13 protein-coding genes are annotated in these 12744 nt (G+C 71.6%); 10 read left to right on the forward strand and 3 right to left on the reverse strand.

The features are described from left to right. The first annotated feature begins 41 nt into the window (after positions 1-41). Positions 42-1889, forward strand: coding sequence for an eCIS core domain-containing protein (locus tag P8A18_RS13815; RefSeq protein ID WP_371933670.1), 1848 nt, complete (start codon positions 42-44; stop codon positions 1887-1889). A 40-nt stretch (positions 1890-1929) separates the two neighbouring features. Here P8A18_RS13815 and P8A18_RS13820 read toward each other — a convergent pair whose 3' ends face one another. Next, positions 1930-4512 carry a bifunctional FO biosynthesis protein CofGH gene (locus P8A18_RS13820; protein ID WP_306054623.1) on the reverse strand — a complete coding sequence of 861 codons (2583 nt, stop codon included), beginning with the start codon at positions 4510-4512 and terminating at the stop codon, positions 1930-1932. Between the two features lie 117 nt (positions 4513-4629). Between P8A18_RS13820 and P8A18_RS13825 the strand changes: the two genes are divergently transcribed. Continuing rightward, positions 4630-5343, forward strand: a complete 714-nt coding sequence (locus P8A18_RS13825) for an HAD family hydrolase (protein WP_306060888.1) — start codon at positions 4630-4632, stop codon at positions 5341-5343. A gap of 135 nt (positions 5344-5478) precedes the next feature. Here P8A18_RS13825 and P8A18_RS13830 read toward each other — a convergent pair whose 3' ends face one another. Beyond that, positions 5479-6384: a S41 family peptidase gene (locus tag P8A18_RS13830; protein ID WP_306054624.1), complete on the reverse strand. Its 906-nt coding sequence runs from the start codon at positions 6382-6384 to the stop codon at positions 5479-5481. A 57-nt stretch (positions 6385-6441) separates the two neighbouring features. Between P8A18_RS13830 and P8A18_RS13835 the strand changes: the two genes are divergently transcribed. From P8A18_RS13835 to P8A18_RS13855, 5 genes are all read left to right on the forward strand, one after another. Next, entirely contained in the window at positions 6442-6996 is a 555-nt protein-coding gene (locus tag P8A18_RS13835; RefSeq protein ID WP_306054625.1) for an ArsR/SmtB family transcription factor, read from the forward strand. 97 nt (positions 6997-7093) lie between these two features. Then, positions 7094-9163: a serine/threonine-protein kinase gene (locus P8A18_RS13840; protein ID WP_306054626.1), complete on the forward strand. Its 2070-nt coding sequence runs from the start codon at positions 7094-7096 to the stop codon at positions 9161-9163. Between the two features lie 365 nt (positions 9164-9528). Next, positions 9529-9948: a hypothetical protein gene (locus P8A18_RS13845; protein WP_306054627.1), complete on the forward strand. Its 420-nt coding sequence runs from the start codon at positions 9529-9531 to the stop codon at positions 9946-9948. A gap of 15 nt (positions 9949-9963) precedes the next feature. Beyond that, positions 9964-10170, forward strand: a complete 207-nt coding sequence (locus tag P8A18_RS13850) for a hypothetical protein (protein WP_306054628.1) — start codon at positions 9964-9966, stop codon at positions 10168-10170. Between the two features lie 183 nt (positions 10171-10353). Then, entirely contained in the window at positions 10354-10788 is a 435-nt protein-coding gene (locus tag P8A18_RS13855; protein WP_306054629.1) for an NUDIX hydrolase, read from the forward strand. Positions 10789-10848: 60 nt separating this feature from the next. Here the strand turns inward: P8A18_RS13855 and P8A18_RS13860 are convergent, their stop codons facing one another. Next, the gene (locus P8A18_RS13860; RefSeq protein ID WP_306054631.1) at positions 10849-11274 is read right to left on the reverse strand and encodes an ATP-binding protein; all 426 of its coding nucleotides are present in this window, start codon (positions 11272-11274) and stop codon (positions 10849-10851) included. Positions 11275-11407: 133 nt separating this feature from the next. Between P8A18_RS13860 and P8A18_RS13865 the strand changes: the two genes are divergently transcribed. The 3 genes from P8A18_RS13865 to P8A18_RS13875 all read left to right on the forward strand — a co-directional run bounded on the left by P8A18_RS13865 (position 11408) and on the right by P8A18_RS13875 (position 12736). Beyond that, entirely contained in the window at positions 11408-12274 is an 867-nt protein-coding gene (locus P8A18_RS13865; RefSeq protein ID WP_306060890.1) for a helix-turn-helix domain-containing protein, read from the forward strand. Beyond that, positions 12271-12516, forward strand: coding sequence for a DUF397 domain-containing protein (locus P8A18_RS13870; RefSeq protein ID WP_306054633.1), 246 nt, complete (start codon positions 12271-12273; stop codon positions 12514-12516). Before P8A18_RS13865 ends, P8A18_RS13870 begins: the two co-directional genes overlap by 4 nt. A gap of 79 nt (positions 12517-12595) precedes the next feature. Beyond that, complete coding sequence (locus P8A18_RS13875; RefSeq protein ID WP_306054635.1) at positions 12596-12736, forward strand: prevent-host-death family protein; 141 nt, start codon at positions 12596-12598, stop codon at positions 12734-12736. Positions 12737-12744: the final 8 nt, after the last annotated feature.

A 12744-nucleotide genomic window follows, 5' to 3' on the forward strand; every position in this document is an offset into this window, starting at 1 on the left:
TATCCAGGAAAGCCGCACTGCCGCACGTGGAGGAGCCGGCCTTGCCCGATCACAAGAACGTCAGGGAGACCGGGGCCGGGGCCGCCGCGCGCAGGGCCGTGTCGGTCCCGCCGCCGGCCACCCAGCAGGAGGGCCTGCTCGGCCTCCAGGCCACGGTCGGCAACGAGGTCGTCGTCCAGATGCTGCGCCGGGCGGACCGGCTCCGGGAGCAGGAGGAGCACCGCCATGCCCCGGGGTGCGGCCACGAGGGCGCGGGGCGGGAACCCCGTCCGGTGCAGCGGTCCACGGTCCATGACGTGCTCCGCCGTCCCGGGCGGCCCATGGACGGGGCGACCCGCGCCGACATGGAGGCCAGGCTCGGCGCCGACTTCTCCGACGTACGCGTCCACAGCGGCTCGGCCGCCAGGGCCTCCGCGGCCGAGGTCGGGGCCCGCGCGTACACCTCGGGTTCCCATGTGGTGCTCGGAGCCGGCGGGAACGACCGCCACACCCTCGCGCACGAGCTGACCCATGTCATCCAGCAGCGGCACGGCCCCGTCGCCGGCACCGACAACGGCAGTGGGCTGAAGGTCTCCGACCCGTCCGACCGGTTCGAACGCGAGGCAGAGGCGAACGCGCGGCGCGTACTCAAGGGATCCGCGCCCGAGCGTCACAAGGCATCGCCCGGCGCCGCACCCGCCTCCGGCAGCCATGTCCAACGCATGCTCACCAATGCGGCGGGAACGAAGGTCCTCCACGAGGCCGAGCCTCCTCCGGGCTACAGCCGCACGGCGGCGGCGGCCAAGAAGGTCGCCGACGCCTCCGGGCGCAACGACGCGGGCTGGCGCTACGCCGAACACGACCTCGCCGAACTGGGCTCCAAGACCTCGTCGACCACCAATATCGAGCTCGTGTCGGAGCAGAAGGGCGCAGGCAACTGGACGGAGGTGATGGGCTCCTACTACCAGGTATGCCCAGGGTGCGCGGAGGCGGCGGACGTCAAGACCTTCGAGGTCGACCACCAGCAGGCACTCACCGACATCAGGGATACCCTGCACGGACTCGCCGCCGAATACACGGCCGCCGGGGTCCAGCCGAGCATGATCCCGCCTGAGTACCAGGCGCTCTTCGTGACCACCCCGGACAAAGCCGGAGGATTCCGCATCGAGGCCAGCAAGGCGGCCGTCAACGAGTACTCGAACGACATGGGCAACCTCATGCGCATCTGCCGGAACTGCAACGGGGCCACGGGCAAGAGCGACATGAACTTCATCGACTGGTTCACTCGGAACGAGTTCTTCGGAGAGCCCTTCCTCCGCGAGCACCTCGTCCCTGTCGGTGGCGGTTTCGAGGTCAACCCCGCCCAGATCCTCGCCAGGACCAAGTCCGGCGGCGGCTGGGGGAAGGCGGCCCGCGACTGGTTTCAGAAGCACCACCTGCCCAGGCTCAAGAAGCAGATCGCGGCCGTCAAACTGACCAGGATCATCACCACGGGCCTGACGAAAGAGACGACGAGCAGCGGCGTCTACGCCCGGAACCAGCAGATGGCGGAAAACGCGAAGCGCCTGGGCCTCCACAACGACGCCAACCTCGGGGTGACCAAGGCCGTCACCGACTACGCCGAGAGCGCGTACGCCGATGGCGCCTACGACTACGCACCGGGCTCACCCGACCGGCTCACCAGTCAGGTCAACAATCTGTTCAACGCCCGGACCGCGAGGAAGAGCCGGGAGGCCCGGACCGGCGGCCCGGTCGATGCCGGCTGGGCCGAACAGGGCCGGCTGGCCGGGTTCCAGGGCCAACTGCCGAGCCATCACATGATCCCCGTCGGCCAGCCCGACTCCGAGGCGGCCCTGCGCGCCTACATGGACGGGTACGCGCAGGGTCTTCAGCAGAGATTCGCGCAGTAGCGAGGCATCCGGCAGCGGGCTGACCGCACGCCCCCGGCCGTCAGTCCGGCAGCACCGGCAGCAGCTCCGGCAGGTGCCCGTCCGAGGCGGCGGCCGCCGCGACCCGCTCATCGGGCACCTCCCCGTACAGCGTGGTACGCGGCTTCGCCGGGCGTCCGGCGAGGTCCGCGATGGCGACGAGATCCTGGACCGAGCGGTACGAGCCGTAACCCGACCCGGCCATACGGGAGATCGTCTCCTCCATCAGCGTGCCGCCCAGGTCGTTCGCGCCGGAGCGCAGCATCTGGGCCGCGCCCTCCGTACCGAGCTTGACCCAGCTGGTCTGGATGTTGGTGATGTGCGGGTGCAGCAGCAGGCGGGCCATCGCGGTGACGGCCCGGTTGTCGCGGTCGGTCGGGCCGGGGCGGGCGATGCCGGCGAGGTAGACGGGCGCGTTGGTGTGGATGAAGGGCAGCGTCACGAACTCCGTGAAGCCGCCGGTCTCCTGCTGGAGCGCGGCCAGGGTGCGCAGATGGCCCAGCCAGTGGCGGGGCTGGTCGACATGCCCGTACATCATGGTCGAGGACGAGCGCAGGCCGACCTCGTGGGCGGTCCTGATGACCTCCAGCCAGGTCGCGGTGGGCAGCTTGCCCTTGGTGAGGACCCAGCGGACCTCGTCGTCCAGGATCTCGGCGGCCGTGCCGGGGATCGAGCCGAGCCCGGCCTCCTTCGCGGCGACGAGCCAGTCCCGGATGGACATTCCCGTACGGGTCGCCCCGTTGACGACCTCCATCGGGGAGAACGCGTGGACGTGCATGCCGGGCACGCGCTCCTTCACCGCCCGCGCGATGTCGAAGTACGCCGTGCCGGGCAGGTCCGGGTGGATGCCGCCCTGCATGCAGACCTCGACCGCGCCGACGTCCCACGCCTGTACGGCCCGGTCGGCGACCTGGTCCAGGGAGAGGGTGTACGCGTCGGCGTCGGTGCGGCGCTGGGCGAAGGCGCAGAAGCGGCAGCCGGTGTAGCAGACGTTGGTGAAGTTGATGTTGCGCGTGACGATGTACGTGACGTCGTCCCCGACGACGTCACGGCGCAGCGTGTCCGCGATCCGGCACAGCTCGTCCAGGGCCGGCCCGTCCGCGTGGAGCAGGGTGAGCGCCTGGTCGTCGGTGAGCTTCGTCGGGTCGTCGGCGGCCTGGCTGAGCGCGGTCCGCACATCGCCGTCGATCCGCGAGGGCACCATCCCGGGGGCCGCCGCCTCGCGCAGCGCCTCCCAGTCCCCGTACACCACGTCGAAGTCGTCGCGGCGGTCGCCGGTGCGGCCCTCGGTGTCGATGGTGCGGTGCAGGTCGGTGCGGCCGGAGGCGTTGAAGCCCTCGTCGGGCTCCTGCCAGGGCAGCCCGGCGGGGATCGCGCCCTCGCGGGCGAGGCCCGTCTCCGGGTCGGCGAGCGCGCGGACGTGCGGGAGCAGCCGGGGGTCGAGCCAGGGCTCGCCACGCTGGATGAACTCCGGGTAGATCGTCAGCCGTTCCCGCAGCGCGAAGCCGGATTCGGCGGTGCGGGCGGCGAGTTCCTCGATGTGCGGCCAGGGGCGCTCGGGGTTGACGTGGTCCGGGGTGAGCGGCGAGACCCCGCCCCAGTCGTCGATGCCGGCCCCGATGAGCAGGGCGTACTCCGCGTCGACCAGGTTCGGCGGGGCCTGGATGCGGGCGGACGGGCCGAGGACGTGGCGGGCGACGGCGACGGCGGCGGCCAGCTCCTCCAGCTCCGCGTCCGGCATGCCGCGCATCGCGGTGTCGGGCTTGGCCCGGAAGTTCTGGACGATGACTTCCTGGATGCCGTGGTAGGCGCGGGCGGTGCGGCGCAGCTCGAACAGCGCGTCGGCGCGCTCCTCGTACGTCTCGCCGATGCCGATGAGGACCCCGGTGGTGAACGGCACGTTGGACCGGCCGGCGTCTTCGAGCACGCGCAGCCGTACGGCGGGTTCCTTGTCGGGTGAGCCGTGGTGCGGGCCGCCCGGTTCGGACCAGAGCCGGGTCGCCGTCGTCTCCAGCATCATCCCCATGGAGGGTGCGACGGGCTTGAGGCGCTGGAGGTCGGTCCAGGTCAGCACCCCGGGGTTGAGGTGCGGCAGCAGCCCGGTCTCTTCGAGGACCCGGATCGCCATGGCGCGTACGTAGGCGAGGGTGTCGTCGTACCCCTCGGCCTCCAGCCACTCCCGTGCCTCGGGCCAGCGGTCCTCCGGCCGGTCCCCGAGCGTGAACAGCGCCTCCTTGCAGCCCATCGCCGCGCCCTCGCGGGCGATGGCCAGCACCTCGTCCGGCGACAGGAACATGCCGTGCCCGGCCCGCCGCAGCTTGCCGGGCACGGTGACGAAGGTGCAGTAGTGGCACGTGTCGCGGCAGAGCCGGGTCAGCGGGATGAAGACCTTGCGGGAGTACGTGATGACCCCCGGCCGCCCCGCCGCCTCCAGGCCCGCGTCCCGCACCCGGGCGGCGGACGCGGCGAGATCCGTCAGATCGTCGCCGCGCGCCTGGAGCAGGACGGCGGCCTCCGCGCTGTCGAGGGCGACACCGTCACGGGCACGCCTGAGCGCACGCCGCATCGAATTGGTGGTGGGACGTCCGCGCTGAGGATCGGTCATGCCAACGAGCATACGAGCGAGCGGGTGACCGCCGACTGTGCGGTTCTCCCGCAGGTCACACGCGCCCCTTGTGCCTCGGCCGTACGCGGGGCCATGCCCCGTAGGCTCGGCCCGGTGATGGAAACGATCGTCCTCGACATCGGCGAAACACTCATCCGCGACGACCGGTACTGGGCGTCCTGGGCCGACTGGCTCGGCGTCCCGCCGCACACGCTGAGCGCCCTGGTCGGGGCGGCGGTCGTCCAGGGCCGCGACAGCTCCGACGCGCTGACCATGCTCCGCCCCGGCATGGACGTCACCGAGGCGGCCCACGCCCGCGCGGCCGCCGGGCGCGGCGAACACCTCGACGAGTCCGACCTCTACCCGGACGTACGCCCGGCCCTGGCCCGGCTGCGGGAGCTGGGCGTACGGGTGGTGATCGCGGGCAACGGCACGGCGAAGGCCGGCGAGCTGCTGCGCGCCCTCGACCTCCCGGCGGACCTGGTGGCGACCTCCGGGGAGTGGGGCGCGGCGACGCCCGACCCGGAGTTCTTCGCCCGCGTCCTGGAGGCGTCGGGCGCCGACCCGCGCGCGACGCTGTACGTGAGCGCCCACCCGGCGCACGGCCTGTTCCCCGCGAAGTCGTCCGGCCTGCGGGCGGCGCACCTGCGGCGCGGGGCGTCCGGCTACTGGTGGGCGGACCACCCGGACGTGATCGAGACGGCGGACTTCCGCGTGGACGCGCTGACGGAGCTGCCGGGGCTGGTGGAGAAGGCGGAGTCGGCGAAACCGACGGAGCCGGAGGGCGAGGCGCCGGGACAGCCGCGACCCCGGGCGCTGCGGGCGTTGTAGGGGGGCGCGGGCACTGCGGGGCCTGTTGTAGGGCGCGGGCGTTGTGGGGCGGCGCGGGCGCTGCGGGCCCGTTGTGGGGCGCGGGCGTTGTGGCGGCGCGGGCCCGTTGTAGGGCGGCGCGGGCACGGGGGCGGGTCAGGGCGCCAGACGGGCGAGGGCCAGAGCGTGCGCGTGGTCGAGGGCGTCGGCTGCGGCGCAGGGGCTGTCCGGCCGCACGCCGGTGCCCTCCCAGTTCGCTCCGGAGACGGGGTTGACGGCGCGGCCGACGGGCACGGTGGCTTCCAGATGCGGGGTCAGGGTCCAGCCCCGGCACGGGTGCGCGCCACCGCGGGTGGGTTCGCCGACGACGACGGCGCGGCCGAGCTGCTGGAGGTCGTACGCCAGCTCCTCGGCGGCGGAGAACGTGCTCCCGCCGCACAGCACGTACAACGGCTTGCTGCCGCCGAAGCGCGCGCCGGGGACGTGCGGCGGGGTCCAGGACTGCTCGCCGCGCTCGCCGTCGCGCCAGTGCATGGTGTTGAGGTGGGTGCGCTCGTCGAGCAGGTAGCCGCAGACGAAGGCGACCGTGTCGGGGTCGCCGCCCCGGTTGGTGCGCAGGTCCACGATCAGCGCCTGGGCGCGGGAGACCAGGGTGAGCGCGGCGCCCAGCGGTTCGGCGGCCCACTCCAGCGGGAACAGCATCGGTGCCGGCTCCAGCACGGCGACCCCTCCGTCGAGCAGCTGCACCCGGGGCACACCGCCCAGGGAGGAGTCGAACTCCCGGCGCATGGCGTCCAGGGTGGCAGCGCCCTGCTCCGGGGGGACCGGGATGGCGTGGTGCTTCAGTCTCAGGTGCCGGTCGCCGTTGACGGACTGCAGGTCCGAGGTGACCAGGCGGGCCAGCTCCTCGGCGTCGTCCACGTCGTAGGCGCCCTCGTCGAGGCGTCGGGTCAGCAGGGCGGCCAGCTGATCGGCTGTCCCGGGGAATACGTACTGCTCGGTCAGCAGCCGGACCATCTCGTTGATGACAGGGGCCGGCGTGAGCTTCGTCGGGGTCGTCATGGCAGGGAGTAGAGCACCGCCCTTGCGAAAGCGTCAAGAAGATTAGACACTTTCCGCATGCCTGATCAGCCTCCCCTCCCGCAGCCCCCCGAGGACGTCATGGAGATCGGGGCGCCGGAGCAGTTCGCGGCGCTCGCCCACCCGTTGCGTCAGCGGCTGCTCTTCGCCCTGGGCCAGCGGCCCGCCACCACCAGCCGGCTGGCGGCGCGGCTCGACGCGAAGAAGGGCAACGTGGCCCACCACCTCAAAGTGCTCCGCGAAGCCGGGCTGGTCCACATCGCCGAGACCCGCCAGGTCCGCGGCGGCACCGAGCAGTACTACCAGCGCACCGCCCGCCGGATGGTCGTCGCGGAGCCCCAAGCGGCCGGCACCGCCGCGATGCTCGCCGCGGTCGCCCAGGAGCTGGACCGCGCACCCGTCGATCCCCACCTGACCCTGCGCCACCTGCGCCTGAGCCCCGCAAAGGCGAAGGAGCTCGGGGACACCCTCACCCGGCTGGTGGACGAGGCGGAGGAGGACGCGGAGGGCCGACCCGTGCACGGCGTGCTGGTGGCGCTCTACGAGCAGGCGGCGCCGACCGGCGGTCCCGGGACGGACCGGGACCCCGCCTGACGACCGACCGGTGCCCCAACAGGGCTCATCCATAAGGGAGTTCAGGAGGAACGGATTCCGCCGGAGGGTGATCGGCCGGTGCCGTACTGTTCGGCCCATGACTGCGGGTTTCGAGGGAAGCGTGATCGACGGGCGCTTCGAACTGCTGGAGCGGCTCGGTGGCGGCGGGATGGGGCTCGTCTGGCGGGCACGCGACATCGTCCTGCACCGGGAAGTAGCACTGAAGGAGGTCCGGCCACCGGACCCGGAACTGCTGCGGCTGCGACCCGACGCCGCGGAGATGCTACGCAAGCGAGTGCTGCGCGAGGCCGTCTCGCTGGCACGGATCACTCACCCGAACGTCGTGACAATCCACCACATCGTGAGCTCCACGGAGGTGGAGCACCCCTGGCTGGTGATGGAACTGGTCCCCGGCGGCTCACTCCAGGACCGCCTGGAACGCGGCCTGTACACCCCCACCGAGGCAGCCCGCCTGGGCCGCGGCGTACTCGCCGGACTACAAGCCGCACACGAAGCGGACATCCTCCACCGCGACGTGAAACCCGGCAACGTACTGCTGCGCACCGACGGCACACCCCTGCTCACCGACTTCGGCATCGCCGCCGTACGCGAAGCCACCAGCCTCACCAACACCGGCGAACTCGTAGGCTCCCCCGACTACATGGCCCCGGAGCGGCTGCGCGGCCACGACGACGACCCCTCCTCCGACCTGTGGTCACTGGCGATGATGCTGTACGTCGCGGTCGAGGGGCACAACCCGATGCGCCGCTCGTCCACCCTCGCCACCCTCGCCGCGATCCTGGAGGAGGACGTCCCACCGCCCCGCCGGGCCGACGCCCTCGGCCCCGTACTGCGCTCCGTCCTCATCAAGGACGTAACCTCCCGCCCCAACGCGAACCACCTCGACCAACTCCTCGCACAAGCCGCCGGAGACCGCCCCCTGACAGTCATCGACAGCGTGGCAGCGCCCCCCGTACCGACGACCGGCCCCGCGGAGGCGGAGGCGACGGGTCAGGCGGAGTCGGAGGGGGAGGCTGAGGCCGACGCGGCCCCGGTCGCGTACACGCCCACGGAGTCGTCGGCCCCGGTCTCCGCCGCCGCCGACCCGCCCGCGCGGAAGCAGGACGAAGCCGAAGCGGAGCCGGGCCCGGTTCCGGGGCCGGGCGCGGGGCGGGACGCGGGGCCGGGCGCGGGGCCGGGCGCGGGGCCGGGCGCGGGGCCGGGCGCGGGGCCGGGCGCGGGGCCGGGCGCGGGGCCGGGCGCGGGGCCGGGCGCGGGGCCGGGCGCGGGGCCGGGCGCGGGGCCGGGCGCGGGGCGGGGCGCGGGGCGGGGCGCGGGGCGGGGCGCGGGGCGGGGACCGAGTACCGGGCCGGACGCGGCACCGAAACCGGCCGCCACACCGAAGCCGTCACCCGACCCCGCACCGGCCGACGACACCGACGGCCGGGGGAACCCCGGCGCGGAGACGAGCCGGACGCCCGTGCGCGGCGCCGGCGGCAACCGGCCGCGCCGATGGCTGATACTCCCGGCGGTCCTGGCGGCCGTACTGGTGGGCGGGCTGCTGGCCAGGGAGTTCATACCCGGCTCCGGCGATGACGACAAGCCGTTGGCCGACGCCTCGTCCACCCCCTCCGCCACCCACTCCCCCACGCCCACCCCGTCCCCCTCGCGCACCTCCAGCCCCTCGCCCTCGCCCTCACGCACGGAGGAGAAGACTCTCGTCACCCCTGCCGGCGGCCGGAAGGTCGTCAAGGCGCTGAAGGCGGTGACGGGCCGAACCATGGTGTTGCCCTGGTTCTCCCTGCACCAGAACCACGCTTCGGGCAACGCGCTCGTGAAGGACGAGAAGATGCCCGACGAGAAGGTCTTCGACAGCTTCTCGTACGAGGACGGCGAGGGCTCGCTCCAGCACAACCAGGGCATAGTCAGCAATCAGCACCTGATGGACCTGAGCAAGGTCGACTGGGACACCCTGCCCCGCCTCCTGCGCATATGCCAGACCGAGCTGGGCGTACGGGAGGCGGACCCCAACGGCAGTTACGTGATCTTCGACTGGTACGAGGGAAAGGCGTCCATGCTGATCTACGCCAACGGCGAGTACCAGACCTCGGCCATGCTCATCGCCACGTTCGACGGTGAGATCCTCAGACGCAACGAGTCGCGCTGATGGCCCCCCGCCCGGCCACCGAGGGCACCTGGGCTCTGCCTCTGCTGACGATTGTGCCGCTCCCCCTGATCCGTCTGCTCACGGAGCTTTCCACCCCGTGGCTGGTCATTTCCTGGATACTCTGCGCCGCAGCGGCCCTCCTCGTCGGGACCGGATGGCTTTCCGTGTTCCGCCACGGAACGCGAACAGCCGGCGCCTGGGGCCTGTGCGGCCTCGTGCACGCGATACTGGCCTGGCAGTTGATCGTTCTCGCCCGTGGCTGATCCGGTGTGTTCCGGGGACGCGTGCTGCCGCGCGAGCGCGGGCCGGAGAGAGGAGCCGCGCTCATCGATGTCCAGCGATGACGGAGAGGTGGGCATCCGCCGATGAAGGACACGGGCAGGGTCGCAAGGCTCGGTGACGACTGGTGCGACATGAGCGAGGGCTGCGACCTCGACCACACGGCGCTGCCGCGCGAGCTCAGGACGGAGGTGCACCCCGAGCATCCGTTCTTCGGGGCAGCACTGGAGGTGATCGCGCACCGGCGGACGAACGACGACGTGCTCTGCCACCACCTCGATACACCCGCCCGCTTCTCGATCCTGCATCTCACGTGGTCCGGACGTGAGGAGATCGGCAGCTGCCCCACGATCGACGCGGACGGCGAATGGCCGCATATCGTCGCCTACGAGAACGACGTCGAAGAGGCTCTCAGCGCTGCGGAAGCGCTCGAACAGGCCGGCCGGCGCACCCCGATGGGGCCGGCGGGCACCCCGTCACCACCACTCCACGTGGGGCGCCTTTAACGAGCGGCGAGCCAGGTGAAAAGCAACCCGCCAGTAGTCACCCACCTGTGGGGCAAGCCCGCCGACATGGCCGGCCTCACCTCGCTGGCCAAGGACCGCGACCTGGACCTGCTCGCCCGTCTCGATGCCTACCTTGCCGGTCGCGAGGAAATCGCCGCCTACCTGACCCGCGAACTCGGGCAGACTCCCGGGCTGGAGGTCGCCCCATGTCCGAGGGGGTGAAGTCGTCTTCCCCGGCTACCCGAACACCCGCAGCCGCTACCGGGAGGGCGACTTCCCCATCGCCGAGAAGGCGCACAAGCACACGATCAAGCTGCCCGTCTGGCACCGTGAACAGGATCTGGAACTGGCCGAGCAGTACGTCAGCGCGGCCAGGAAGGTCAGCGAACACCACAAGGAGCTTCTGTGACCGTGCCCTCCGACCTCGCCCGAACCCTGGCAGAGGAGGCCGAAGCCGAAGGCATCACCACCTTCGTGGCCGCTGCCGTCGTCACCGACGCCGACCGCGTCCTCCTGGTCCGCCGCAAGCAGGACGACTTCATGGGCGGCCTGTGGGAGATCCCCTCCGGACACGTGGAGGCAGGGGAGAGCATCCTGGACGCGGTCCGTCGCGAGACACGGGAGGAGACCGGCCTGACCGTCTCCTCCGTGGACCGCTACCTCGGGCACTTCGACTACGAGAACAGCCGCGGCACCACCACCCGCCAGTTCAACTTCGCCGTCACCGTTGCCGAGACCGGGCCGGTCGTCCTGACCGAACACGACCTGCATCAGTGGGCGACGACCGGTGACCTGCCGGGCGTCACCGACGGCGTACGGAAGGTCCTGGCCGGCGCGTAGGAACCACGGCGCCCCTTCCCGTTCGGCCCGTCCCTCCCAGAGACGAGGGGCGGGCCGCCCTCAACTCCCCCCGGGGCCCACCCGCGCCCACACCGTCTTGCCGACCACCCGTTCGGCCACGCCCCACTCCGCCGCCAGCGCCTCGACCAGCCGCAGCCCATGGCCGTGCTCGGCAGTGTCGGCCCCGCCCGCGCACAGCTCCGGCCGTCGCTCCCCTCGCGCGTCCGACACCTCGATACGGAAGCCGTCCGCCACGGGAAGCAGGCGCAGCTCGAAGTCACGCCCCGTCACATGACCGTGGAGCACCGCGTTGGCCGCCAGCTCGGCCACGACCACCGCCACGTCGTCGGACAGCTCGCTTCCGTACGGCGTGCCCCACGCGTCCAGTTGCTGCACGGCGAGCCGGCGCGCGAGCCGGGCCCCTCGGCGCGAGGCGCTGAAGCGCTGGACGAACTCGGTACTCACAAGAGTGATTTCGGCGTTCATGTGACCCAGCGTGGCTGCCCGCTCGTACGCTGACCAGCAGTGACCACACGACTCCAGAAAGCTGTACGGGCCCGCCCGACCGGCTGTACGGGGTGTCGGCCGTGACCGGACGGACAGAGGCGGTACGGGGATGATGACGAACACACAACGTGAAGAGCGGCCGGAGCGCCCGACCGAATCGGACGGCACCGCGCACCTGTTCAGGGCGCTCGGTAAGCAGCTGAAGTTCCTGCGCGAACGTGCGGGCATGAGCCAGAAGGAACTGGCCACGGCCACCCACTGCGGCGAGGACCTGATCTCCGCGATCGAACGGGGCGTCCGCACCCCGCAGCCGGAGTTCCTGGTCCTCGCCGACCGCGCCCTGAACACGGGCGGCCTGCTTCAGGCGGCCATGGAGGAGGTACGGGACGCGATCAAGCGGGCTCGTACACGCCATCCGGGCTGGTTCCGCGACTTCGCCCGGACGGAGGCGGAGGCGGTTGCGTTGCACATCTACAGCACCCAGGCGATCCCCGGGCTGCTTCAGACCGAAGAGTACGCACGGGCGGTCTTCACCCAACGACGCCCGCTGCTGGACGAGCAGACGATCGAGAAGCGCGTGGCCGACCGCATGGCCCGGCAGCAGATCTTCGAGCGCTGGCCCGCGCCTACGCTCAGCTTCCTACTGGAGGAGACCGTCCTCCAACGGCCGATCGGAGGGAGGGACGTTCACCGGGCCCAGTTGCAGCGGCTGCTGGCAGTGGGGCGAATGCGCAACGTCGAGCTTCAGGTCATGACCACCGACCGGTCCGAACACCCTAGCCTGGACGCTTCGTTCACCCTGGTCACTCCGAGAGGGCGCCAAGAAGCGGCGTACACCGAGACGTACGGGCATGCGAGGCTGATCACGGACCCAGCTGAGGTGCGAGTCTTCACCGAACGCTTTGGAATTATGCGGGCGCAGGCGCTCTCCCCCAGGGAGACCCTGATGCTCATCGAGAAGATGTTGGGAGAGCTATGAACACTGAGCAACTGCGCTGGTTCAAGAGCAGCTATAGCGATGGCGAGGGCGGCAACTGCATCGAGGTCGCCTACGACTGGCGCAAATCCAGCTACAGCAGCGGTGAGGGCGGCGAGTGCATCGAGGTCGCCTCCTGCGCCTCCGCCGTCCACGTCCGCGATTCGAAGAACATCCCGGGCCCCCACTTCGACGTGGCACCCACGGCCTGGGCCGCGTTCGTCACGTACGCGCGTCAGGGCTGACCAGCCGGACGGCGAGCACGGGCCCGACGCTCGCCGTCCGTCCGGGGCTGCCCCGGCCCGTAGAGGGCACACTTCACGCATGAGAGATGACCCGCAAAAACTCGCCGAGTCGGAAGACGCACTGGCTCTCGCCGAGTACCGGGCCCGCCAGGTCTCCGGCGCCACCGAAACCGTTCCGCACGACGTGGTGCGCGCACGGCTCGGCCTGGAGCGGCGCTGACGCGCTGG

Origin of the sequence: Streptomyces sp. Mut1, assembly GCF_030719295.1 — a bacterium.
Taxonomy (GTDB): domain Bacteria; phylum Actinomycetota; class Actinomycetes; order Streptomycetales; family Streptomycetaceae; genus Streptomyces; species Streptomyces castrisilvae.

Bases quoted from the DNA above. Each gene is read 5' to 3' on its own strand.
- P8A18_RS13875 (WP_306054635.1), top strand. From the start codon at position 12,596: ATGAGAGATGACCCGCAAAAACTCGCCGAGTCGGAAGACGCACTGGCT.
- P8A18_RS13860 (WP_306054631.1), bottom strand. From the start codon at position 11,274: ATGAACGCCGAAATCACTCTTGTGAGTACCGAGTTCGTCCAGCGCTTC.
- P8A18_RS13845 (WP_306054627.1), top strand. From the start codon at position 9,529: ATGAAGGACACGGGCAGGGTCGCAAGGCTCGGTGACGACTGGTGCGAC.
- P8A18_RS13870 (WP_306054633.1), top strand. From the start codon at position 12,271: ATGAACACTGAGCAACTGCGCTGGTTCAAGAGCAGCTATAGCGATGGC.
- P8A18_RS13825 (WP_306060888.1), top strand. From the start codon at position 4,630: ATGGAAACGATCGTCCTCGACATCGGCGAAACACTCATCCGCGACGAC.
- P8A18_RS13835 (WP_306054625.1), top strand. From the start codon at position 6,442: ATGCCTGATCAGCCTCCCCTCCCGCAGCCCCCCGAGGACGTCATGGAG.
- P8A18_RS13865 (WP_306060890.1), top strand. From the start codon at position 11,408: ATGACGAACACACAACGTGAAGAGCGGCCGGAGCGCCCGACCGAATCG.
- P8A18_RS13820 (WP_306054623.1), bottom strand. From the start codon at position 4,512: ATGACCGATCCTCAGCGCGGACGTCCCACCACCAATTCGATGCGGCGT.
- P8A18_RS13840 (WP_306054626.1), top strand. From the start codon at position 7,094: ATGACTGCGGGTTTCGAGGGAAGCGTGATCGACGGGCGCTTCGAACTG.
- P8A18_RS13830 (WP_306054624.1), bottom strand. From the start codon at position 6,384: ATGACGACCCCGACGAAGCTCACGCCGGCCCCTGTCATCAACGAGATG.